This window comes from Aeromonas jandaei (assembly GCF_037890695.1).
Taxonomy (GTDB): Bacteria; Pseudomonadota; Gammaproteobacteria; order Enterobacterales; family Aeromonadaceae; genus Aeromonas; species Aeromonas jandaei.
On the sequence record NZ_CP149571.1, the window covers coordinates 1,062,965 to 1,085,816 of the forward strand.

17 protein-coding genes and 1 pseudogene are annotated in these 22,852 nt (G+C 60.7%); 10 read left to right on the plus strand and 8 right to left on the minus strand.

Going from position 1 to position 22,852, the window contains the following annotated elements:
* The first annotated feature begins 438 nt into the window (after positions 1 to 438).
* The 6 genes from pntA (at position 439) to WE862_RS05210 (ending at position 8,850) form a co-directional block, all read left to right on the plus strand.
* Positions 439 to 1,965, plus strand: coding sequence for a Re/Si-specific NAD(P)(+) transhydrogenase subunit alpha (gene pntA, locus WE862_RS05185; protein WP_042031897.1), 1,527 nt, complete (start codon positions 439 to 441; stop codon positions 1,963 to 1,965).
* Positions 1,966 to 1,976: 11 nt separating this feature from the next.
* Entirely contained in the window at positions 1,977 to 3,461 is a 1,485-nt protein-coding gene (gene pntB, locus WE862_RS05190; protein WP_041209536.1) for a Re/Si-specific NAD(P)(+) transhydrogenase subunit beta, read from the plus strand.
* A gap of 98 nt (positions 3,462 to 3,559) precedes the next feature.
* Positions 3,560 to 4,339, plus strand: a complete 780-nt coding sequence (locus WE862_RS05195) for a substrate-binding periplasmic protein (protein WP_042031896.1) — start codon at positions 3,560 to 3,562, stop codon at positions 4,337 to 4,339.
* A gap of 280 nt (positions 4,340 to 4,619) precedes the next feature.
* Positions 4,620 to 5,906 carry a serine dehydratase subunit alpha family protein gene (locus WE862_RS05200; RefSeq protein ID WP_339058708.1) on the plus strand — a complete coding sequence of 429 codons (1,287 nt, stop codon included), beginning with the start codon at positions 4,620 to 4,622 and terminating at the stop codon, positions 5,904 to 5,906.
* 135 nt (positions 5,907 to 6,041) lie between these two features.
* Positions 6,042 to 7,442 carry an L-cystine transporter gene (locus WE862_RS05205; protein WP_339058709.1) on the plus strand — a complete coding sequence of 467 codons (1,401 nt, stop codon included), beginning with the start codon at positions 6,042 to 6,044 and terminating at the stop codon, positions 7,440 to 7,442.
* A 79-nt stretch (positions 7,443 to 7,521) separates the two neighbouring features.
* A complete protein-coding gene (locus WE862_RS05210; RefSeq protein WP_042031892.1) occupies positions 7,522 to 8,850 on the plus strand; it encodes a CoA-disulfide reductase in 1,329 nt (442 codons plus the stop codon).
* 72 nt (positions 8,851 to 8,922) lie between these two features.
* Here the strand turns inward: WE862_RS05210 and arnF are convergent, their stop codons facing one another.
* From arnF to arnB, 7 genes and pseudogenes are all read right to left on the minus strand, one after another.
* The gene (gene arnF, locus WE862_RS05215) at positions 8,923 to 9,330 is read right to left on the minus strand and encodes a 4-amino-4-deoxy-L-arabinose-phosphoundecaprenol flippase subunit ArnF (protein WP_042031891.1); all 408 of its coding nucleotides are present in this window, start codon (positions 9,328 to 9,330) and stop codon (positions 8,923 to 8,925) included.
* A complete protein-coding gene (locus tag WE862_RS05220) occupies positions 9,327 to 9,671 on the minus strand; it encodes an EamA family transporter (RefSeq protein ID WP_042031890.1) in 345 nt (114 codons plus the stop codon). Before WE862_RS05220 ends, arnF begins: the two co-directional genes overlap by 4 nt.
* Positions 9,671 to 11,314 carry a lipid IV(A) 4-amino-4-deoxy-L-arabinosyltransferase gene (gene arnT, locus WE862_RS05225; RefSeq protein WP_042031889.1) on the minus strand — a complete coding sequence of 548 codons (1,644 nt, stop codon included), beginning with the start codon at positions 11,312 to 11,314 and terminating at the stop codon, positions 9,671 to 9,673. The genes WE862_RS05220 and arnT overlap by 1 nt, the downstream gene beginning before the upstream one ends.
* 31 nt (positions 11,315 to 11,345) lie before the next feature.
* Positions 11,346 to 12,244 (minus strand): annotated as a pseudogene (gene arnD, locus WE862_RS05230) (4-deoxy-4-formamido-L-arabinose-phosphoundecaprenol deformylase).
* Complete coding sequence (arnA, locus tag WE862_RS05235) at positions 12,237 to 14,228, minus strand: bifunctional UDP-4-amino-4-deoxy-L-arabinose formyltransferase/UDP-glucuronic acid oxidase ArnA (protein ID WP_042031887.1); 1,992 nt, start codon at positions 14,226 to 14,228, stop codon at positions 12,237 to 12,239. The pseudogene arnD and the gene arnA overlap by 8 nt, the downstream one beginning before the upstream one ends.
* On the minus strand, positions 14,225 to 15,205 hold the full coding sequence (gene arnC / locus WE862_RS05240) for an undecaprenyl-phosphate 4-deoxy-4-formamido-L-arabinose transferase (RefSeq protein WP_042031885.1): 981 nt from the start codon (positions 15,203 to 15,205) through the stop codon (positions 14,225 to 14,227). Before arnC ends, arnA begins: the two co-directional genes overlap by 4 nt.
* 6 nt (positions 15,206 to 15,211) lie before the next feature.
* Positions 15,212 to 16,348: a UDP-4-amino-4-deoxy-L-arabinose aminotransferase gene (gene arnB / locus WE862_RS05245; protein WP_042031884.1), complete on the minus strand. Its 1,137-nt coding sequence runs from the start codon at positions 16,346 to 16,348 to the stop codon at positions 15,212 to 15,214.
* A 402-nt stretch (positions 16,349 to 16,750) separates the two neighbouring features.
* Here arnB and WE862_RS05250 point away from each other — a divergent pair, with 402 nt between their 5' ends.
* Both WE862_RS05250 and WE862_RS05255 read left to right on the plus strand, forming a co-directional pair.
* Positions 16,751 to 18,118 carry a UDP-glucose dehydrogenase family protein gene (locus WE862_RS05250; RefSeq protein WP_042031883.1) on the plus strand — a complete coding sequence of 456 codons (1,368 nt, stop codon included), beginning with the start codon at positions 16,751 to 16,753 and terminating at the stop codon, positions 18,116 to 18,118.
* Positions 18,105 to 19,787 (plus strand): ArnT family glycosyltransferase, encoded by a 1,683-nt coding sequence (locus WE862_RS05255; RefSeq protein WP_042031882.1) that lies wholly within the window; start codon positions 18,105 to 18,107, stop codon positions 19,785 to 19,787. Before WE862_RS05250 ends, WE862_RS05255 begins: the two co-directional genes overlap by 14 nt.
* Before the next feature lie 214 nt (positions 19,788 to 20,001).
* Here WE862_RS05255 and WE862_RS05260 read toward each other — a convergent pair whose 3' ends face one another.
* A complete protein-coding gene (locus WE862_RS05260) occupies positions 20,002 to 20,757 on the minus strand; it encodes an outer membrane protein assembly factor BamD (RefSeq protein WP_033114826.1) in 756 nt (251 codons plus the stop codon).
* A 117-nt stretch (positions 20,758 to 20,874) separates the two neighbouring features.
* Between WE862_RS05260 and rluD the strand changes: the two genes are divergently transcribed.
* Both rluD and pgeF read left to right on the plus strand, forming a co-directional pair.
* A complete protein-coding gene (gene rluD / locus WE862_RS05265) occupies positions 20,875 to 21,855 on the plus strand; it encodes a 23S rRNA pseudouridine(1911/1915/1917) synthase RluD (RefSeq protein ID WP_041209551.1) in 981 nt (326 codons plus the stop codon).
* 146 nt (positions 21,856 to 22,001) lie between these two features.
* Positions 22,002 to 22,739, plus strand: coding sequence for a peptidoglycan editing factor PgeF (gene pgeF / locus WE862_RS05270; protein ID WP_042031880.1), 738 nt, complete (start codon positions 22,002 to 22,004; stop codon positions 22,737 to 22,739).
* Positions 22,740 to 22,852: the final 113 nt, after the last annotated feature.

The window sequence follows — 22,852 nt, forward strand, 5'->3', positions numbered from 1 at the left end:
AGTGCGGCCCTGTCATTGTTGTGAAATTGTTATTTTTCGGCCTTTGCCGCAGCCGTACAGAGCTCCGGCGCATTTCGTAAGAACAAAAAACGCTAAGATAGAGAGCCGGTGAAACATTTTTTTTGACTGGTTGGATCACTTTTTTCAGCCGTTTTTACTGGTATAAGCCTCTAATTTGGTTTGTTTTTTTTAATCCTCGGCGGGGATGGGCTGAAATCTGTACGCGTGCTGTCGGGCGTGCGGTTGTAATAAAACTCCAAAATTTGATACTAATCACCTTCGCGCCTGAAAAGCGGGGGCCTGACCATGACAGGAGGTTGAGGTAAAGCCTACTGATTTTCATAACAAAGAGCCCAAGACCTGCACTTTGGTCATGTCTTGTTTCGCCAGAAATGAGACACTGGGCAGCGATTGTTTATTAACCATCAGGGAATAGTCATGCAGATTGGAATACCGAGAGAGAGTCTCGTCGGTGAGACCCGGGTCGCAGCGACCCCGGCTACCGTCGAGCAGCTGAAAAAGCTCGGCTTCGAGGTCGCCATCGAGACCGGCGCAGGCCTGTCGGCCAGCTTCGATGATGCCGCCTTCGAGGCTGCCGGTGCCAGCGTGGTGCCGAATGTCTGGCAAGCCGACCTTATCTTCAAGGTCAATGCGCCGACCGATGCCGAGATCGCACAAATTAAAGATGGCGCCACTCTGATTAGCTTCATCTGGCCTGCCCAGAACCCCGAGCTGGTCAAGAAGCTGTCCGAGCGCAACATCAATGTAATGGCGATGGATATGGTGCCGCGGATCTCCCGTGCCCAGTCCCTCGATGCCCTCTCTTCCATGGCCAACATCGGTGGCTATCGTGCCGTGGTGGAAGCTGCGCACCAGTTCGGTCGCTTCTTCACCGGCCAAATCACTGCTGCCGGCAAAGTGCCGCCTGCCAAGGTACTGGTGATCGGTGCCGGCGTAGCCGGTCTGGCTGCCATCGGTACTGCCGGTTCCCTCGGTGCCATCGTGCGTGCCTTCGATACCCGTCTGGAAGTGGCCGAGCAGATCGAGTCCATGGGTGGCGAGTTCCTCAAGCTCGACTTCGGCGGTGAGGATGGTTCCTCCTCCGATGGTTACGCCAAAGTGATGAGCGAAGAGTTCATCAAGGCCGAGATGGAGCTGTTTGCCCAGCAGGCCAAAGAGGTGGACATCATCATCACCACCGCCCTGATCCCGGGCAAGCCGGCTCCCAAGCTGATCACCAAAGAGATGGTCGACAGCATGAAGCCGGGCTCCGTCATCGTGGACATGGCCGCTCAGGCCGGCGGCAACTGTGAATACACAGTGCCGGGCGAACTGCATGTCACCGCCAACGGCGTCAAGGTGATCGGTTACACCGATCTGCCGGGTCGCCTGCCTGCCCAATCCTCCCAGCTCTACGGTACCAACCTGGTCAACCTGATGAAGCTGATGTGCAAGGAGAAGGACGGCAACGTTGCTATCGACTTCGAAGACGTGGTTCAGCGCAACATGACGGTAATCCAGGCCGGTGAAGTGACCTTCCCGCCGCCCGCCATCTCGGTCTCTGCCGCCCCGCAGAAACCGGCCGCCGCCAAACCGGCAGCCAAGAAGGAAGAGGCCAAGCCTTCCAACAAGAAGTTCGTGTTCGGTGCTCTCGGCATCGCCGCCTTCGGCTGGATCGCCTCCGTTGCCCCGGCAGCCTTCCTCTCCCACTTCACCGTATTCATCCTGGCCTGTGTGGTCGGTTACTACGTGGTGTGGAACGTCTCTCACGCCCTGCACACGCCGCTGATGTCGGTCACCAATGCCATCTCCGGCATTATCGTGGTCGGTGCCCTGCTGCAGATCGGGCAAGGGTCGACTCTGGTTACCGCATTGGCCTTCATCGCCGTGCTGATTGCCAGTATCAACATCTTCGGCGGCTTCACCGTCACTCAGCGCATGCTGAAGATGTTCCGTAAGGATTAAGGGGGTTTAACGTGTCTCAAGGACTGGTAACAGCATCCTATATCGTTGCCGCCGTGCTCTTCATCCTCAGTCTCGCGGGACTGTCGAAGCAAGAGACGGCCAAACATGGCAACCTGTTCGGTATCGCGGGTATGGCCATCGCCCTGATCGCGACCGTGTTCAACCCGGAGACCAGTGGTGTTCACTGGATCATTCTGGCCATGGTGATCGGCGGTGCCATCGGCGTGCGTCTGGCGCTCAAGGTCGAAATGACCGAGATGCCCGAGCTGGTGGCCGTGCTGCACAGCTTCGTGGGTATGGCGGCAGTGCTGGTGGGCTTCAACAGCTTCATCGATCTGCACCCCTCCGCACCGGCTGAAGTGGTTGTCTCCGTCGGTTCCAACCTGGATGCCACTCTGGCAGCCGCCCGTGCGGCGTTCGAGCAGGCTGCCAGCGTTGCCCAGGTCGAGCACCTGACCGGCGCCATGCTGAACATCCACTTGGTCGAGATCTTCCTCGGCGTCTTCATCGGTGCGGTGACTTTCACCGGTTCCGTGGTGGCGTTCGGCAAGCTGCGTGGTCTCATCTCCTCCAAGCCGCTGATGCTGCCGCACCGCCACAAGCTGAACCTGCTGGCCGTGGTCGCCTCTCTGGCCCTGATGGTCTACTTCGTCAACGCCGGTGGCTCCACCTTCGCTCTGCTGGTGATGACCCTGATCGCCTTCGCCTTTGGCTGGCATCTGGTTGCCTCCATCGGCGGTGCCGACATGCCGGTCGTGGTCTCCATGCTGAACTCCTACTCCGGTTGGGCGGCGGCGGCGGCGGGCTTCATGCTCTCCAATGACCTGCTGATCGTCACCGGTGCCCTGGTGGGTTCCTCCGGTGCCATCCTCTCTTACATCATGTGCAAGGCGATGAACCGCTCCTTCATCTCCGTGATCGCCGGTGGCTTCGGCTCTGATGGCGTGGCCTCCACGGCTGATCAGGAGATGGGCGAATACCGCGAAACCAGCGCCGAGGAAGTGGCTGACCTGCTGAAGAACTCCAGCTCCGTCATCATCACCCCGGGCTACGGTATGGCGGTGGCGCAGGCTCAGTATCCGGTTGCCGAGATCACCCAGAAGCTGCGTGACCGCGGCGTCAAGGTACGCTTCGGTATCCACCCGGTTGCCGGTCGTCTGCCTGGCCACATGAACGTGCTGCTGGCGGAAGCGAAAGTACCGTATGACATCGTGCTGGAAATGGACGAGATCAACGAGGACTTCGCCGATACCGATACCGTGTTGGTGATCGGTGCCAACGACACCGTCAACCCGGCCGCGATGGAAGATCCGGGCAGCCCGATCGCCGGTATGCCGGTGCTGGAAGTGTGGAAAGCGCAGAACGTCATCGGCTTCAAGCGCTCCATGAACACTGGCTACGCCGGTGTCCAGAACCCGCTGTTCTTCAAGGAAAATACCCAGATGCTGTTTGGCGATGCCAAGGCCAGCGTCGAGGCAATCCTGAAAGCACTGTAAGTGCCATTCAGAGAGTGGATATCAAGGAGGCTTCGGCCTCCTTTTTTATTGCCCATCCCTTGTATATCCTCAATCCATACGGACCATGAGGGATCTCCATGATGTGGTGTCAGGGTTGGCGAAGGATCGGGTGTTACGGTTGGTTGCTGGCCTCCCTGCTTGGTGCCGGTTTGGCGGCTGCGGCGGACAAACCGCCGACCCTGACGCTGCTGACCGAGCTGTGGCCGCCCTACGTGATGCGTGATGAGGGTGGTCGACTGGTGGGGGCCGATCTCGATCTGGCTTGTGCCGTGCTGCAGCAGCTTGGCTATCGCACCGAAATCAGGGTGCTCCCCTGGAAGCGGGTATTGCAGCAGGCGATGCTGCGCGAAGGAGATGCGGTGATCGATATCTTCTATGTCGAGGCCCGCAAGAGCTGGCTCCACTATCCCGAAGAACCGCTCTCCTACAGTGGCGAGGTACTCTTCTATCCGGTGGATCGCCCGCTCCACGTTGCCCGGCTGGCCGACCTCAAGGGGTTGCGGGTCGGCATTCAGGCCGACTATGCCTACAGCAAATCCTTTCTGACCGATACCGGGGTGATCCGGGTGCCGATGACGGGAGAGGGGAATGCCGTCAAGCAGCTCCACCTGATGATGGCGGGCAGGCTGGACGGGGTGGTGCTCAACGAGCTGGTCGGGCGCTATCTGTTGCACACCCAGGGGCTGCAGGATCAGGTGAGCCACGGCTCCTATATGTTGACTGACGATAGCCGCAACTTTCTCGGATTTACCCACAAACCCGGCCACGATCAGCTGGCTATCCGTTTCTCTGCCGCCCTGAAACAGTTCAAGCAGACCCCCGCCTACAAGCAGCTGCTGGCCCGCTATCACCTCTAGGCGGGCCCGCCCTCTGTGCGTTGCCTCACAATTTGTCGCACTTTGTTAAAAGACGGGCATAATGGCGCTGAAAAAAGCGATATTGCGCAACTTAATTTGATTTTATTGATATTAGAATCAAATCTAGTTGATTTGCATGGAGCTGCCATCAGGCGGCTACCTCTCTCGCGACGCCGTTGCGGCGCGCCCCGAATTGATGCTGACCCCGGGTCACCCTTTTTTGCCATGCTGTTGCCTGTGGCGATGACAGGCATTGCGCCACCAAGATGAGATTGCACAGATGAAAGCACAATGGACCGACTTTATTACCCTGCTCAAGCGTGAAGTGGTGCCGGCCCTTGGCTGCACCGAGCCGATGTCGGTCGCCCTGGCTGCGGCCAACTGCCGCAAGCTGCTGGGGCAGGATCCGACCCGTATCAGTGTCTGGGTCAGCGGCAACCTGTTCAAGAACGGCATGGGGGTCGGGGTGCCGGGCACCGGCATGATCGGTCTGCCGGTGGCCGCTGCGGTCGGCATCACAGGGGGCAATCCCGATGCCGGGCTGGAGGTGCTCAAGACTCTCACTTCAGAGCAGGTGGAAGCCGCCAAGGCGCTGCTGCCCGCCATCAAGGTGGACGTGAAGGATGTGCCGGACGTGCTCTACGCCGAGGTGCTGGCCGAGGTGGATGGTCACAGCGCCCGGGTGGTGATCTGCACCGACCACACCCGCATCATCCTGATGGAGAAGGATGGCGAGGTGCTGATGCAGCAGGACAACGCACCCGGTGTGCAGATCCAGGCTGCTCCTTCCAGCAAGCCTGCCATGACCCTGCGCGAGATCGTCGATTTTGCCCTGCAGGTACCGCTGGCGGAGATCGACTTCATCCGGGAGGCGGCCACCATGAATCAGGCGCTGGCGGACGAAGGGCTGCAGGGATATGGCCTGCGCATCGGCAAGATCCTCACCGAGCAGGTGGAGCGCAAGCTGCTCTCCGATGACCTGATGACGCTGGCGATGCGCCTCTCCTCCGCTGCTTCCGATGCGCGGATGGATGGTGCCATGCTGCCCGCCATGTCCAACTCCGGCTCCGGCAATCAGGGCATTGCCGCCACCATGCCGGTGGTCGCTGCCGCCCGCTTCCTCAAGGCGAGCGACGAGCAGCTGACCCGGGCGCTGGTGATGAGCCATCTGGTGGCCATCTACATCAAGACTTATCAGAACAAGCTGTCGGCCCTCTGCGCCGCCAGCACCGCCGCCATGGGCTCCGGTGCGGCCATCACCTGGCTGCTGGGTGGCCAGTTCGAGCAGATCAGCCACTGCATCAACAACATGATTGGCGATGTCTCCGGCATCATCTGTGACGGCGCCGGCAGCGCCTGCTCCATGAAGGTCTCTACCTCCACCTCGGCGGCGGTGAAATCCTCGCTGATGGCCATCAACAACCTGCATGTGCCCCAGAGTGAGGGGATCGTCTCCGACGATGTGAACCAGACCATCGCCAATCTGGGCCGCCTCTCCAAAGAGGGGATGCTGGATACGGATATCGAGATCATCAACATCATGCGAGCGAAACAGCAGAAGCCATAAGTTTGTAGAAACAAAGGGGGCTCAGACCCCCTTGTTTATGTCGTGACGGGTCAGGCCGTCCGACACGGTTGCCAGGGCATGCGTCGTGCTTGCTCTTGTTTCCCGGGCATTGCCCGCTTTTTGGGGGGTCATCTCATGACACTTAGCGTTATCGGTAATCTGGCCATTGCGGCCTTCTTGCTGTTCTTCCTCTATCGGTTGCAGCAAAAACATGTGAGCTTCACCCGCCGGGTGTTTGCCGGTCTGGGGCTGGGTATCCTGTTCGGGGCCGCTCTGCAGCTGCTCTACGGAGCGGGGTCTGCGGTGATTGGCCAGACCATCGACTATCTCGATATCGTCGGCAGCGGCTATGTGAAGCTGCTGCAGATGATCATCATCCCGCTGATCATGGTCTCCATCATCAGCGCCATTCTCAAGCTCAACGGCGGTACCGCCCTTGGCAAGATCAGCGCCATGACCATCGGCGTGCTGATCTTCACCACCGCCATCGCCGCCGGGGCTGGCATCCTGATGTCCAACCTGTTTGGTCTGACTGCGGAAGGGCTCACTGCCGGTGCTGCGGAAAGCGCTCGTGGTGCTGCGCTGCAGAGCACCCTCGGCAGCGTCGAGAGCATGTCCTTTGCCAAGATGGTACTGGAGTTCATTCCGGCCAACCCCTTCCTCGACATGACCGGCGGTCGCAAGACCTCCACCATCGCCGTGGTGATCTTCTCCATCTTCATCGGTCTGTCGGCTACCGGCATTGCTCGCAAGAAGCCGGAGATCTTCGCCAGCTTCAGCCATTTCATCGCCGTGGCCCACGCCATCGTGATGCGGATGGTGACCCTGGTGCTGCGCCTGACCCCGTTCGGTGTGCTGGCCCTGATGACCAAGGTGGTATCCGGTTCCAACTACGCTGACATCATCAATCTGCTCAGCTTCGTGATGGCCTCTTACGGCGCGATTGCCATCATGTTCGCCGTGCACCTGCTGCTGGTCGGCATGGTCGGCATCAACCCGGCTCGCTTCCTCAAGAAGATCACGCCGGTGCTGGCCTTTGCCTTCACCTCCCGTACCAGTGCGGGCTCCATCCCGATGAACGTGCAGACCCAGACCAAGTCGCTGGGTATTCCGGAGGGGATCGCCAACTTCGCCGCCTCTTTCGGTTCCACCATCGGCCAGAACGGTTGTGCCGGTATCTATCCGGCCATGCTGGCTGTGATGATTGCACCGACTGTCGGGGTCAACCCGATGAACCCGAGCTTCATCATGACCCTGATCGCCATCATTACCGTCAGCTCCTTCGGGGTGGCAGGGATTGGCGGCGGCGCCACCTTTGCCGCGCTGATCGTGCTCTCCGCGCTGGACTTCCCGGTGGCGCTGGCCGGTCTGCTCATCTCCATCGAGCCACTGATCGACATGGGCCGTACCGCGCTCAACGTCTCCGGCTCCATCACCGCGGGCACGGTCACCAGCCGTCTGCTGGGGGAGACCGACATGAACGTATTCAACAGCGATCACGAAGTGAGTCTGGACGGCGAAGAGTCCACCATCTGATCCGCTGCGGGAGGGGCAACCTTCCCGCCATCAACCACAGGGAGGGCATGCCCTCCCTGCGTCATTGACAGGAGCAACTATGAGAATCGTGATCATCGGTGGCGAAGCCGCCGGTATGAGTGCGGCCGCCAAGGCGCGTCGACTGGCCAAAGAGGCCGAGATCGTGGTGTATGAAGCATCCGAGGTGATCTCCTTCGGCGCCTGCGGCTTGCCCTACTTCGTCGGCGACGAGTTTCAGGAGCCCGGCTACATGGCCGAGTTCACCCCGGAGCAGTTCGCCGCCAAGGGGATCGATGTCAAGATTGGCCACCGGGTGCTGAGTCTGGATACTGCCGCGCAGACGCTGACTGTCGAGCACAACGGCGACACCTTCACCGAGCGCTACGATCGGCTGATGATCGCCACCGGCGCCCGCGAAGTGATGCCACCCATCCCCGGCTTGCAGCAGCAAGGGGTATTCGGTCTGCGCCGGATGGCCGACGGACTGGCGCTGAAGGCGGCGGTACAAGACAAGAACAATCGCCGTGCCGTGGTGATCGGCTCCGGCTTTATCGGGCTGGAGGTGGTCGAGGCGCTGGTGCATCAGGGCAAAGAGGTGCGTCTCATCGAGCTGGCGGATCGGGTTATTCCCGATGCGTTTGATGGCGAGCTCACCCAGCATATCGAAACCGAACTGCGCGAGCAGGGAGTCTCCCTCCATCTGGGTGAGCGGGTTGAAGCGCTGCTGGGGGATGGCCGGGTGACCGGCGTGCGTACCAGCCAGGGTGAGTACGAGGCAGATATCGTGGTGGTCTGTACCGGGGTCAAGCCCAACACCGAGTTTCTGGCCGATACCGGCATCGAGCGGCTCGGCAACGGCGCCATCAAGGTGGATCGCCAAGGGCGCAGCTCGCTGGCCAACGTCTGGTCGGCCGGCGACTGTGCCAGCGTCTGGCACGCCGTGAAGCAGCAGCAGGTCTATGTGCCACTCGCCACCATCGCCAACAAGCTGGGGCGCATGGTGGGTGAAAACCTGGCCGGTGCCGAGCAGGAGTTCCCGGGCACTCTGGGTTCCGCCGCACTCAAGGTGCTGGGGCTGGAGGCGGGCCGTACCGGCCTCTCCGAGCAGGAGGCCAGGGCGATGGGGATCGACTATCGCACCGTGGTGATCAAGGACAAGTGCCACACCAACTACTGCCCGGGTCAGTCCGACATTCACGTCAAGCTGGTCTACGAGGCGGGCAGCAAGCGGCTGCTGGGCGGCCAGATCCTCGGTCGCAAGGGGGCGGTACACCGCATCGACGCGCTGGCGGTTGCCATCACCATGGGGGTGACCACCGAGCAGCTCGGCATGCTGGACTTTGCCTACGCGCCGCCCTTCTCCCGCACCTGGGATGCCCTGAACGTGGCGGGCAACGTCGCGAAGTAACAGGCGCTGGTCAGGCGGAAAATGAGAAGAGGCGGCACAAGGTGCCGCCTCTTCTTTTTGCTTAAAGCTGCCTCAGGGATTAGCAGGGGGATCTTGCCGCTCCGGCTTGCCTGTCGCCGGTTTGCTGCCGACCAGCACGGCGCCGAAGAAGATAAGCGCAACGCCTGCCGCCTTGCTCGCCACCAGCGGCTCGGCAAAGGCCGGCATGCTCACCGCCAGCAGATAGACCAGCCCGTAACTGGTGCTGAGCAGCGGGTAGGCGATATTGAGTGGCGTCGAGTGCAGCGCCGCCAGCCAGCAGAGCAGCGACAGCCCGTAGCAGAGGATGCCGATGGCGATGGTGAGGAGCGGCAGGGGGTGAGCCAGCATCACGGCGGGCTCGGCCTGCCACGCAGGTAGGCTTATCGCCCCCCACTTCATGCAGAGCTGCGCCACTGTCACCAGTACTATGCTGCCCAGTACGTAGAGATAACCCTTCATAGCAGACCTCCCAGCAGCAGGGCGCCGACAATGATGGCGGCAGCCCCCAGCCAGTTGCGGCTGCTCACCGGTTCGCGGAAAAAGAGGCGCGAGCCGAGCAGCACCAGCACCAGATTGAGGCTGAGCATGGGGTAGGCCATGCTCAGCGGCAGCCGCTGCAGCAGATAGATCCAGAGCAGCATGCCGCTGCCAAGGGCTGCAATGCTCCCCAGCAGCCAGGGTGAGGCGAGCTTCTGCCAGTGGTCGTGCGGTGCGCGTTGCCAGCTGATGACCGCCTGCTTTTGCAGCATCTGGCCCGCACTGGTGAGGAGGCTGACCAGCAGGAGGAGCAGGATATCCATCAGCGATTCCCGTGATAGACGAGCAGGGTGAAACGGTGGCTGCTGATGGTCTTGTCTGCCGGGGGCAGCGCGGCGATCTGCTCGTCATCGTCGGTGCGCAGCAGCAGGGCGACCTGCCCCTCCTGGCGAGCCTGTGCCAGCCAGTTCGGGAACTCCTCCTGCGTGACATAGCGCCCCTTGCCCTGCGGATAGCCAAGGCCATATCTCAGCTCGCCCATGCTGTCGAACAGGTTGACCTCGCTGCGCTTGGTCTCCCAGGCGATGGAGGAGGCGGTGCCCACCTCGTTGGCCAGCAGGGTGTGGGATTCCATCAGGATCTCCCGGTTGGCCTTGATGAAGTGCTCCGGCAGTTTGGAGTCCACCAGCGATAACGGCAGTGCCAGCGGCAGGGCTACGGCCAGCACCATGGGGCAGAGGGCGCTCAGCTGCCAGCTGCGGACGGGAGCCACCAGCTGGATAAAGCCGAGCAGCGACCAGCTGGCGAAGATCGCCATGGCAATGGCCAGCTTGCCCATCTCGTAGCGGCCGTAGACCGCATGTTGGGGCGAGAAGGCCAGTACCGCCAGCACCCCTACGCATATGAGACCGAACAGGCCGTTGATCCAGGCGTTGAGGCGAAATGGCTGAGCGCGACTCTCCCTGAGGGCATTGACCGCGCTGTTGGCGAGCAGGATGGCCAGCGGGGCGAAGCAGGGCAGGATATAGGTGAGCAGCTTGCCCTTGGCGATGCTGAAGAAGATAAAGGGCAGTGCCAGCCAGGCCAGCAGATAGAGAGTCTGCGGGCCGATCTTGCGCTCCTGCCACCCCTGCTTCAGTGCGCCCGGCAGCAGCCCCAGCCAGGGCAGGGTGCCGAGCAGCCCCATCGGCAGGTAGTACCAGAAGGGGGACTTGTGCTGGGCATCTTCCGAGGCGAAGCGCTGGATGTGCTCAATCCAGAAGAAGTAGTGCCAGAAGTCCGGCTCTCGCTGATGAATGGCGATGGCCCAGGGGGCGGCCAGCAGGGCGGCGCTCAGGATGGCCAGCGGCCCGAAGCGCACCAGTTCGAGCAGGCGTCCTTGGGTCAGCATATATGGGACCAGCACGATCACCGGTACCGCCAGCGCGATGAACCCCTTGGTGAGGAAGCCCATGCCACAGGCGAGACCAAACAGCAGATAGCCCGCCATCCTGCGGCCGGGCGGCCCCTCCTGCCGGATGAGGTAAAAGCTCACCATGGCGGCGTTGAGCCAGAGGGTCACCATGGCATCCAGTACGCTGTAGGTGCCGATGCCGTAGACAATCAGGGTCGAGAGATAGATGAGGCTGGCGAACCACGCCTTGCGCCGGCACTGCCAGAGCTGGAGGGTAAACCAGAAGACCAGCAGTGCGCTCAGCCCGGTCGAGGCTGCCGAGGCGAAGCGGACGGCAAAATTGCTCTCGCCAAACATCAGCTGGCTGAGGCTGTTGAACCAGTAACCGGCGATGGGTTTCTCGAAGTAGCGCAGGCCGAGGAAGTGGGGCACCACCCAGTCACCCGTGGTGACCATCTCCCGGCTGATTTCGGCGTAACGGTTTTCGTCCGGGCTCCACAGCATCCGCTGGTTGAGCGGCAGCAGGTAAAAGAGCAGAAAGAAAAGGGGCAGAGCCCATCGGGTCATCTTCATGAGATCCTCGGTTGCAATCTGGTGAGCTGGTTCATGGGGCTGCCTTGCAGCCGAGCCACCCTTCGCGCCCCGGCAGGGTGCCGCGCAGCAGGTGACCGGTCGGTAGTTGAGTCGGGTCGGGCGGGAGCAGCTCGCCAAGGGGGACGAAGCGGATGCCACGCGCTTTGGCCTCGCCGAGCAGGGCATCGAACTGCTCCGCCATGACGATCCCCTCCACCTCGGCGTGGATGGTGTAGACATGGGGGCCCGGTTGCGGTGTCGCGGTCAGCTGATCCAGCAGGAAGTGGTTGAAACCGTCGACCGTCACCTGATGCCCCACCACCTCGTCAAAGGTGGGCAGGTTGACCGGGATCTGCGGGGTGCCGGGCCGCCCATCCTCCAGAATGGGGCGGAACAGGCCGCAGCCGCGGCAGTCGCTGTTGTAGCGAAAGCCGAACTGCTCCTTGGCTTGGGTGGTGAGCGGATCGGCCCGCCAGCCGGCGGCGGCGGAGCAATCCACTTCGCGCCCCAGAATGTCGTTCAGGGCATCGACTCCGAGCCGGGTCTGGCGGATCAGCTCGGCCTCGTCCCAGCGACCGGTGTTGGCCTGCCAGCCGTGGTGATCCCAGGCGTGCAGCCCCACCTCGTGACGGGCGCTGTCGGTGTCGCGCATCAGGGAGCCCAGCTCTCTGCCGATAGGCTTGCCGGGCCAGGCGGTGCCGGCCAGCAGGATATCGAGCCCATACAGAGATGCTGCATTGGAACGCAGCATCTTGAGCATGAAGCGGGGCTTGAGCAGGCGCCACAGGTGGCGCCCCATGTTGTCGGGACCGACCGAGAAGAAGAAACTCCCCTTCACCTGATGCCGGTCGAGCAACTGCAGCAGGCGGGGCACCCCGTCACGGGCCCCCTGAAGGTATCGACGTCGATCCGCAGACCCACTTCAGTCATGCTCGACTCCTGTGGTGACCGCCCCTTGCAGGAAGAAGTCCAGCGTCTTGCCGATGGTCTCTTCCATCTCGATGGTCGGTTCCCAGTCGATCAGCTTGCGGGCATTGCGGATGCTCGGACGACGGTGGGAGACATCCTGATAGCCGTCGCCGTAGAAGGACTTGCTCTCCACCAGCTTGAAACCGGCGAACGGCGGGAAGTGGTCGCGCAGCGGGTGGGCATCGAACTTGGCGAGCAGCACCTCTGCCATCTCGCGAATGCTCGCCTCGTTATCCGGGTTGCCGATGTTGATGATCTGGCCGTTGCAGCGATCGCCCTTGTTCTCGACGATGCGGAACAGGGCTTCGATGCCATCCTCGATATCGGTGAAGCAGCGCTTCTGGGCGCCGCCATCCACCAGCTGGATCGGGGTACCGTCCACCAGATTGAGAATGAGCTGGGTGATGGCGCGGGAGCTGCCGATGCGGGCAGAGTCCAGACTGTCGAGGCGCGGCCCCATCCAGTTGAAGGGACGGAACAGGGTGAAGTTGAGCCCCTCTTTCTTGCCGTAGGCCCAGATGACCCGATCCAGCAGCTGCTTGGAGACGGAGTAGATCCAGCGCTGCTTGTTGATGGGGCCGACGATGAGGCGGGATTCATCCTCGTCGAAGCTGTGATCGTCACACATCCCGTACACCTCGGAGGTGGAGGGGAAGATGATGCGCTTGTGGTACTTGACGCAGTAGCGGACGATCTTGAGGTTCTCCTCGAAATCGAGCTCGAACACCCGCAGCGGGTTGCGGGTGTACTCGATGGGGGTGGCGATGGCTACCAGCGGCAGGATCACGTCGCACTTCTTGATGTGATACTCGATCCACTCGGTATGAATGCTGATGTCCCCCTCCACGAAGTGGAAGTTGGGGTGACCGATGAAACGGTCCACCGCGCTGGAGCCGATGTCGAGACCATACACTTCGTAGCCGCCATCCTTGAGCAGACGCTCGGTGAGGTGGTTGCCGATAAAGCCGTTGACGCCGAGGATCAGCACCCGGGTCAGGCGTGCCTTGTGCAGGGCATTGCTCGCCTTGGCGCCGATCTTCATTCCTTCGACCAGCCCCAGTTCGCGGGCCAGCTGGGCGCCGCGCACATAGAGCCCCCCTTCGGCCTGACCGGCCAGGATCTCCAGCACTCCTTCACCACAGGCCACGCGCAGCGGGTCATGGGAGAGAATGGTGCCCGGCTGCTGGTTACTCTGGAGCGCCAGCGGCCGCGCCTTCCAGACCGTCAGCTTGCGATCGCCGGCAAAGCTGAAGGCCCCCGGATAGGGCTGGGTGACGGCGCGTACCAGATTGTTGAGCTCGCGGGCCGGGCGGTGCCAGTGCAGCTCGCCATCGGCCGGGGTGCGGCGGCCATAGTAGCTCGCCTTGCTCTCGTCCTGCGGGGTGAAGCGGCTCTCCCTGCGCTTGAGTTTGACCAGTTCACCTTCCAGCAGGGCATGGGCAGCTTGGCGTACCTTGCCATGCAGGGTCAGCGCCGTGTCGTCGTCGGCAATGGTCACCGCCTGCTGGGCGACGATATCGCCGGCATCGGGTTTGGTCGTCATCCGGTGCAGGGTGATGCCGGTCTCGGTCTCGCCGTTGACCAGACACCAGTTGATGGGGGCGCGGCCGCGATAGGCGGGCAGCAGGGAGCCGTGCAGGTTGAAGGCCCCGACGGTCGGGATATCGAGGATCTCCTGCTTGAGCATGTTGCGGTAGTAGAAGGAGAAGATGGCCTCGGGGGCCAGCTCGCGAATGTGCTCAATCCAGAGCGGATGGTTCACGTCTTCGGGGGAGAAGACCGGCAGGTCGTGCTCGGCACAGAGCTGGGCGACCGAGTCGAAGAAGCGGTTCTCGCCCGGATCGTCGGCGTGGGTAAAGACTGCCTGGATCTGATAGCCGGCCTGAAGCAGGGACTCGATACCGGTGCAGCCGATATCGTGATAGGCAAAGACGACAACTTTCATGATTGAGTTTCCTGTTGCGAAGCATCCGGGGTGGAGCGAACGATTTGGTGAATGAAGTAGCGGGGGCGAGCGCGCACATCGGTATACATGCGGCCGATGTACTCACCCAGCAGCCCCATCCCGATCAGCTGCACGCCGACAAAGGTGAAGAGAATGGCAAACAGGGTGAAGACGCCGTCTGCTGCCCAGTCGGCGCCCATCAGCAGGCGCAGCAGGATCAGCAGGATCGAGAAGGTGAAGCCGATCCCCGCCACCACGCTGCCAACGATGCTGAGCAGGCGCAGCGGGGCCGTGGTCATGCAGGTGACCAGGTCGTACATCAGGTTGATGAGATGCATCAGGCCATATTTGGATTCGCCGTGGGCGCGCTCGGCGTGGCCCACCTCCAGCTCGGTGGTGCGGCGGGCAAAGCTGTTGGCCAGAATGGGGATGAAGGTGCTGCGCTCCTGACAACAGAGCATGGCGTCGATGATGTGGCGACGATAGGCGCGCAGCATGCAGCCGTAGTCGCTCATCTGGACGCCGGTCGCCCGCTGTACCGACTTGTTGATAAAGCGCGAGGCTGTCTTGCGAAACCATGAGTCCTGCCGGTTGCGGCGGATGGTGCCGACCACGTCATACCCTTCCATGGCGGTGGCGACCAGCCGCGGGATCTCTTCCGGCGGGTTCTGCAGGTCGGCATCCAGGGTGATCACCAGATCCCCTTTGGCGGTCTCGAAACCGGCCATGATGGCGGCATGCTGGCCATAGTTGCGGTTGAGCAGCACAGCAACCAGCTTGCTCCCTTCGCGGGCCGCTGCCTCGCTGATGATGGTGGCGGAGCGGTCGCGGCTGCCATCGTCGATCAGGATCACCTCGTAATCCTGACTCAGCTGCTCGCAGGATTCGGTGACGCGCCGCAGCAGCTCGGGCAGGCTCTCCTCCTCGTTGTAGACGGGGATGATGACGGATACCCGCTTGATATCGTTATGGTTCACGTGTCGTTACTCCAGTATGTCGGTCAGGGCTGCCACGACCCGATCCACGTCGGAGAGCGTCATGTCGGGGAAGAGGGGGAGGGTGCAGAGCCGTGACGAGTTCCACTCGGTATTGGGCAGCGAGAGCGTCGGGTAGCGCTCCCGGTAGTACTTCTGGGTATGGGCCGCCTTGAAGTGCAGGCCGGTGCCGATGCCGCGCTCCTGCAGTGCCTGCATCAGCTGATCGCGATCGAGGCCGCAACGGGCCGGATCGACCCGCACCATGAAGAGGTGCCAGGCGTGCAGATGGGCATAATCAGGAATGGCGAGCGGTTCGAACGGCAATCCCTCCAGCAGCTCACGATAGCGTGCAACCAGGATGGCGCGCCGGGCGTTGAGCTCGGGCAGGCGGGCCAGCTGTACCAGTGCGATGGCGGCGTTGATGTCGGCCAGGTTGTACTTGAAGCCCGGCATGATCACCTCTGCCTGCGGCTTGCGGCCCAGCGTCATCCGGTCGAAGGCATCGACCCCCAGCCCGTGGAATTTCAGCATCCGCACCTTGTCGGCCAGCGCTTTGTCATCGGTCACCAGCATGCCCCCTTCGGCACAGGTGAGGTTCTTGATGGCGTGGAAGGAGAAGATGGCGGTGCCGGTCTCGCCGATCCAGCGGGCGCGATAGCGGGTGCCGACCGCATGGGCGGCATCTTCGATGACCGGAATATCGTGCTGACGACCCAGGGCGAGGATAGGGTCGAGGTCGACCGGCGCCCCGGCGTAGTGAACCGGGATGATAGCCCGGGTGTTGGGGGTGATGAGCGGCGCTATCTGCCCGGCGCTGACCATCAGGGTATCCCTGTCCACATCGACAAAGACGGGGGTGGCCCCCAGCAGGGTGATGATGTTGATGGTGGAGACCCAGGTCTGGGAGGGGGTGATCACCTCGTCACCCGGGCCAATCCCCAGTGCCATCAGGGTGACATGCATACCGGCCGTTGCGGAGCAGAGCGCCACTGCATGCTGGCAGCCAAAGGTCTCGCAGAAACGCTGCTCCAGCTCATGATTTTTCGGGCCTGTGGTGATCCACCCTGATTGCAGAACCTCGCTGACGGCGTTGATCTCGGCCTCACCCATGGCGGGTTTCGAGAATGGCAGAAATTTTTTCATACGACTCCAGTCTTAATGTCGCAAGAGATCAAATGGCGATGAAAACCGGTATTGCCGATTTTCACTGGAAATATGCACGGCACAGATATCTATATCGCTCGATATATTTTCGAAAGTAGCTGAATAGCGAGTTTTTATTCAAGCGCACAGCAACACTTGGTAACAATTGCTGGCGTTTTTATGGATAACAAAATCTGGAAATATCTCGTAACAAAATATTGCTTGGTTTTATTTTGAATTGGTGTTTAGCCACTTATTTTTAGTGTTGTTACTCGATTTATTGGCCATTGCTGAATAGTTGCAATGTCATTCAGTATTGAAATTGCTTGTTACAAATTGCCCGTAGTGCAATTGGAGAAAGGATGTAAAGTTTCCAGCATCACGCATTATGGAATAGTCGTTATGAATATCACCGTTTTTGGCAGTGGCTATGTCGGCCTGGTACAGGCAATTGTATTGGCCGATGTCGGCCATCAGGTTATTTGTATTGATCTCGATGCAGAAAAAATAAGTCGGTTGTCCTGTGGCGAATTACCTATTTATGAACCCGGGCTGGATTCATTGCTGCATCAGACGCTACAAAATGGCTCGCTGAAATTCACCACGGATATATCCATGGCGGTTACCCACGGTGATGTGCAATTCATCGCCGTCGGCACACCCCCTGATGAGGATGGTTCGGCCGACCTGAGCGCCGTCAGGGCGGTGGCGAGGTCGATTGCCCAACATCGTGCCGACGAGGTGATCATCGTCAATAAATCCACCGTGCCGGTTGGTACGGCAGACAAGGTATTCCACTGGGTCAGGGAGCAGCAGGCAGAGCTCGGCAAGCAGTTCGAGTTCGATGTAGTTTCCAATCCCGAGTTTCTCAAAGAGGGGGCGGCTGTGCGTGATTGCCAGCGTCCGGATCGCATCGTCATCGGCACCGGCAAGGAGCGTTCCAGAGCCGTGATGCGCGAGTTGTACGAACCCTTCAACCGCAATCACGACCGCATTCTCTTCATGGACGTGCGCAGTGCCGAGCTGACCAAGTACGCCGCCAACTGCATGCTGGCTACCAAGATCAGCTTTATCAACGAGATTGCCGGGCTGGCCGAGCGGGTTGGTGCCGATATCGAGCTGGTGCGGCAGGGGATCGGTGCCGATCAGCGCATCGGCTACCAGTTTATCTATCCCGGTTGCGGCTATGGCGGCTCCTGTTTTCCCAAGGATGTGAGGGCGTTTTTGGCGACAGCCGCCGCCCTCGACTACGACACGCCGCTCATCCGCGCGGTGGAGCGGGTCAACGAGCGGCAGAAGTTCAAGCTCTTCGATACGCTCTCCACTCACTTTCAAGAGCTGGGCGAGTCGCTGGCGGGCAAGACCATCGCCATCTGGGGGCTCGCCTTCAAACCCAATACCGATGACATGCGCGAAGCGCCGAGTCGGGTGCTGATGGAGGCGCTGTGGCAGGAGGGGGCGCGGGTACAGGCCTTTGACCCGGTGGCGATGAAGGAGGCGCAGCGCATTTATGACTGCCAGCCCGAGCTGTCGCTGATGGGCACCAAGGAGGCTGCGCTGGCAGGGGCCGACGCACTGGTCATCTGCACCGAGTGGAACGAGTTCAAGGCGCCTGACTTTGCCCAGCTCAAGAAGATGCTGGCCATGCCGCTCATCATCGACGGTCGCAATCTCTATGACCCGCACAAGATGAAAACCTTGGGTTTCTCCTACTACGCCATCGGACGCGGGGAGACCATTGCAGAAGGAATGAGCCATGCCACGTCCTGAAATCTCGGGGCGCAAGCTCGGCTGGATGTTGCTGCTGGTGACTCTGGTGCTGCTGTTTGGCCAGTTTGATCATCAGCTCTGGACGCCTGATGAGCCCCGCGAAGCGGCCATTGCGCTCGAGATGTACCGCAGTGGTGACTGGGTGGTGCCGACCCTGGGCGGGCGCAGCTTTATCGAGAAGCCGCCGCTCTTCTACATGGCCGCTCTGCCGTTTCTTGATGGGTTTGCATCCTGGCTGGGGATAACAAACACCCTGCGTTTGGCGGGCGTGGTCTGGGCGGCAGGCATGCTGCTCTTCACCGGCCTGCTGGCCTATCGCCTGCTTGGCAACAGGTCGGCGGCACTCTGGTCGGTCATCGCGCTGGGCACCATGGAGGGATTTATTATCAATACGCACTGGATCAGGACGGACAGTGCGCTTGCCTTCTTTGTCGTATTTACCCTCTGGGCATTCGCCGAATATTATCTGGCGCATCGCAACTTGATGGCGATTATTGCCGGACTGGGTCTGGCTGGCTGTTTTATGGCAAAAGGCCCGATCGGGCCGCTGACGGTGTTTTTCGGCTGGTTGCCCCTCTTTCTCTTTGCTGCCCGCAAAGCAGTAAACGAGAAAAGTGTTCCCGTTTTTATATTCCAACACTTGCTGGTGCTGTTGTTTTTTATATTGCCAGTCGCAGCCTGGGTTCGTGAGCTAATTAATCATGTCGATGGCGATGCCTTGTGGCATGAGTGGTTCTGGAAGAATCAGGTTGGCCGTCTTACTGGCACTTCGACCGAACTGGGTCATATCAAGAAAGGTGCCTATCTCTATTACTTGTGGGGCATGGTGGAATATACCATTCCATGGTTGCCATTCATTGTTTATTGGGGATGGCAAACGGTGAAACAGCGGGAGTGGAGCCGTGAGCGGCTACTTTTGCTGTGCTGGGCGCTTGGGACTCTTTTATTGTTAACTCTCTCTTCGACCAAACGCACCCTCTATCTTTTCCCGCTATTACCGGTATTTGCCATCATGCTGGGGCAGGTCAGCCTGAGCTGGCCGGTGTGGACAGCCCGTTATGGTCGGGGGTGGCTCTACTTCATGCTGCTGTTCTGCGTTGCCATCATTGCACTCCCCCTGCTGGGTTTGCCTCTGCCGTTTGCCAGCCAGATTCCGGCAGAAGTGCAGCAAGCCGCCAGCAAGCTGGGGTGGCGGTACATTCCCGCCATCATCCTGTTCGTGATGGCGCTGGAGCTGCTGTTGCGGCGCAAGGAGGTACATGGCGCCATTCATGTCACCAGCTCGGTGGCCATTATGTTTCTGCTCACCTTTGCGCTGGTCTACCCGCTGATCGATGCCGCCAAGGGGGGGGCGGGCAAGATGACCCATCTGCTGGAGGGGATCCCGCTCGAGACGCGGGATCGCATTGCCGGCTGGCGGCTGGGTGAAACCGAGCTAGGTCTGCTCTCTGTCTATGAAGAGATGCAGGTAGTGAATCTGGACGGGAAGGGGGTGAGGAATGTGCTTGCCTGTCACGATGCCAGATTCGATGCGGTGCTGGTCAACGGTACGGCGCAGGAGATGGCAAATCTGCTGGAGGGGATCCCCTATCAGCAGCTGGCACAGACCTCGCTTCGTTCGGACAAGGGGCAGCTGCTGACGCTGGTTGCCGCAGAGCAGTGCCATTGATCTATTTATTTCCACTTCAGGATCGTCGGATGACGCAATATGTACGTTTGGTAATCGCACTGTGGTAGCGCCGGTTGCCATGCTGGGGGATGCCCGCGGAGCGGGGTTTCACTACCGCTATTGATGGCGGGCTTTCCCCGGCCGGGCTGATTGCAGATATAAAAAAACCGATGCCTTGGCATCGGTTTTTTTACTGTTACCGGTTAATTCGCACTCAGCTGCGGGCGAGGCGGTTTTCCGGGTAGTTCTTGGCCAGCACTTCGCGAGCATGTTTGGCCAGCTCCGGCATCTTCAGGGTGTCGTAAGACTCGACCATGATCTCCAGCGCTTTTTCGGTTTCGGCTGTATCGGGGTAGGTTTCGACAATCAGCTTGGCCCGGTTGGCAGCCGCGACCAGTGCATCGCGCTTCACGTAGTACTCGGCGACGCTCAGGTCATATTTGGCCAGACGGTTCTTCAGACCAATCATGCGGGCACGGGCATCGGCGGCATAGACGCTGTTGGGGTAGTTCTGCAACAGGGTCTTGAAGTCCTGGAATGCCTGGCGGGCATAGGCCGGGTCTTTGTCATCGCGGGAGATGCCAAAGAGGCTCTGGAAGAAGTTGTAATCCGCTGCCATGTTGGTCAGGCCGCGCATATAGAAGACGTAATCGATGTTCTTGTGCGCCGGATTTAGGCGGATAAAACGGTCGATATTGGCGATCGCCTGAGCGGTATCATCCTGCTTGTAGTAGGCATAGATGAGGTCAAGCTGCACCTGGTTGGAGTAGGCGCCGAACGGGTAGCGAGAGTCCAAAGCCTCCAGCAATTCAGTGGCTTGCACGTAATTGCCAACGTCCAGTTTGAGGCGTGCTTTCTGGTACAGGGTCTCCGGCGGTTCGTCGGGTACCTTGGGTTTGGTGCTGGAACAGCCTGTGATCAAGGTAGCGACCAAGGCGAGCGACATCAGCAGGTGAGACTTCTTTCCCATCAACAACATCCGGTCCATTTCCACGAAATTGGCAAAGTATCCGTTATGCTTGGCTAAAAGAAAAGCTAGAATACCCGGATTATTTCGAATTGATACCCCCCGCTCAAGAGACCATACATGAGCCAGCATATTGAACTGACAGGCGAATTCCAGGATCACCAATTCGGGCAGCGACTCGACCAGGCCCTGGCCGAATTGTTTCCCGACTACTCCCGAACCCGCATCAAGGAGTGGATTTTACAGGACAAAGTGACCCTGGATGGTCAGGTTGCCAACACCCCGCGCGAGAAGGTGATTGCTGGGCAACAGGTGCATGTGGATGTAGAGCTGGAAGATGACACCCGCTTTGATGCGCAGGATATCGAGCTCAACATCGTTTACGAAGATGAACACATTCTGGTGATCGACAAGCCGGCCGGTCTGGTTGTCCACCCGGGCGCCGGTACGCCGGATGGCACCATTCTCAACGCCCTGCTGCACCGCTACCCCGGTATTGCCGAGGTCCCCCGTGCCGGTATCGTGCACCGTCTGGATAAAGACACCACTGGTCTGATGGTGGTTGCCAAGACCGTACCTGCCCAGACCCATCTGGTAGAAGCGCTGCAGGCGCGCCAGATCACCCGTGAGTACGAAGCGATCGCCATCGGTCACATGACCGCCGGCGGCACCGTCGATGCCCCCATCGGCCGTCACCCGACCCAGCGTACCCATATGGCCGTCGTGCCCAATGGCCGTCCTTCCGTGACCCACTATCGGGTGCACGAGAAGTTCCGTGGCCACACTCGTCTGCGTCTGCGTCTGGAAACCGGTCGTACCCACCAGATCCGTGTCCACATGGCCCACATCAAGCATCCGCTGGTGGGTGACCCGGCCTACGGTGGCCGTCTGCGCCCGCTGCGCAACGCCACGCCGGAACTGACCGAGGCCCTGCGCGGCTTCCGTCGTCAGGCTCTGCACGCGACTATGCTGCAGCTGGCCCACCCCATTACCGGTGAGGTCATGCAGTGGCACTCCCCCACGCCGCAGGACATGCTGGATCTGATGGAAGTGCTGCGTGCGGATACGTTGGCCAATCCGGACGAGCTGGTCTGGAAATAGTGGTAAATCTGGCAGTGTTGCGACGACTTCTGCCGTAACCCGCCGATACAGCGCGTAGCACACAGAACCTTGAAACGGGGCGTCTTGACTGGTTGCAGCCAAGAGCCCCGTTTCCATTTGAACGATAGAGCGTGAAGGAGTGAGCAATGAAATGGATTGAACCCGACTGGCCGGCGCCAGCACGCGTCCGGGCTCTTTCGACCACCCGTGATGGTGGTGTCAGCGAAGGGGTCTTTGCCGGTCTCAATCTGGGCGCCCACGTAGGGGACGAACCGGCCAGGGTCGAGGCCAACCGGGCCCGGCTGCAGCAGGTGGCCGCCATCCCGGGGCCCCTCAACTGGCTCAATCAGGTGCACGGCACCGTCGTTCATCCGGTCAGCAGCCATTATGAACAGGCACCGGATGCCGATGCCGCCTGCGCCCATGAGGCGGATCAGGCCTGCATCGTGATGACCGCCGACTGTCTGCCGGTGCTGTTTTGCGATCGGGCCGGCACAGTGGTGGCCGCCGCTCACGCCGGTTGGCGCGGACTGAAAGATGGCGTGCTGGAGGCAAGCATCGCCGCCATGGGCTGCGAGCCGGGCGAGATCCTGGCCTGGCTGGGCCCGGCCATCGGCCCTACCGCGTTTGAAGTGGGTGGCGAGGTGCGGGAGGCCTTTATAGCCGAGCAGGCCGAGGCGGCAGGTGCGTTCGTGCCTTCGTCCAATGAGGGGAAATGGCTGGCGGATATCTACCAGCTGGCCCGGCTGCGCCTTGCCCGCGCCAGCGTCACCGCCGTCTATGGTGGCGAATACTGCACCTTCAGCGACAGCGAGCAGTTCTACTCTTATCGTCGCAACGGCCAGACCGGCCGGATGGCCTCCATCATCTGGTTGGCGTCCTGATGAAGCTCCCCGCCCTGCATCTGGCAAGGGCGGGGATCCCCTCTCGCCCCGTCTTGCAGAAAAAATAACCAGCACCGCCCCTTGAAATAGCCCGTACGGGCCTCATCTTTCAT

Excerpts from the sequence above, each read along its gene's own strand:
- pgeF (WP_042031880.1), top strand. The coding sequence starts at position 22,002 with ATGAAATGGATTGAACCCGACTGGCCGGCGCCAGCACGCGTCCGGGCT.
- WE862_RS05195 (WP_042031896.1), top strand. The coding sequence starts at position 3,560 with ATGATGTGGTGTCAGGGTTGGCGAAGGATCGGGTGTTACGGTTGGTTG.
- rluD (WP_041209551.1), top strand. The coding sequence starts at position 20,875 with ATGAGCCAGCATATTGAACTGACAGGCGAATTCCAGGATCACCAATTC.
- WE862_RS05205 (WP_339058709.1), top strand. The coding sequence starts at position 6,042 with ATGACACTTAGCGTTATCGGTAATCTGGCCATTGCGGCCTTCTTGCTG.
- arnA (WP_042031887.1), bottom strand. The coding sequence starts at position 14,228 with ATGAAAGTTGTCGTCTTTGCCTATCACGATATCGGCTGCACCGGTATC.
- WE862_RS05210 (WP_042031892.1), top strand. The coding sequence starts at position 7,522 with ATGAGAATCGTGATCATCGGTGGCGAAGCCGCCGGTATGAGTGCGGCC.
- WE862_RS05260 (WP_033114826.1), bottom strand. The coding sequence starts at position 20,757 with ATGGGAAAGAAGTCTCACCTGCTGATGTCGCTCGCCTTGGTCGCTACC.
- arnT (WP_042031889.1), bottom strand. The coding sequence starts at position 11,314 with ATGAAGATGACCCGATGGGCTCTGCCCCTTTTCTTTCTGCTCTTTTAC.
- arnB (WP_042031884.1), bottom strand. The coding sequence starts at position 16,348 with ATGAAAAAATTTCTGCCATTCTCGAAACCCGCCATGGGTGAGGCCGAG.
- arnF (WP_042031891.1), bottom strand. The coding sequence starts at position 9,330 with ATGAAGGGTTATCTCTACGTACTGGGCAGCATAGTACTGGTGACAGTG.
- pntA (WP_042031897.1), top strand. The coding sequence starts at position 439 with ATGCAGATTGGAATACCGAGAGAGAGTCTCGTCGGTGAGACCCGGGTC.
- WE862_RS05250 (WP_042031883.1), top strand. The coding sequence starts at position 16,751 with ATGAATATCACCGTTTTTGGCAGTGGCTATGTCGGCCTGGTACAGGCA.
- WE862_RS05255 (WP_042031882.1), top strand. The coding sequence starts at position 18,105 with ATGCCACGTCCTGAAATCTCGGGGCGCAAGCTCGGCTGGATGTTGCTG.
- WE862_RS05200 (WP_339058708.1), top strand. The coding sequence starts at position 4,620 with ATGAAAGCACAATGGACCGACTTTATTACCCTGCTCAAGCGTGAAGTG.
- WE862_RS05220 (WP_042031890.1), bottom strand. The coding sequence starts at position 9,671 with ATGGATATCCTGCTCCTCCTGCTGGTCAGCCTCCTCACCAGTGCGGGC.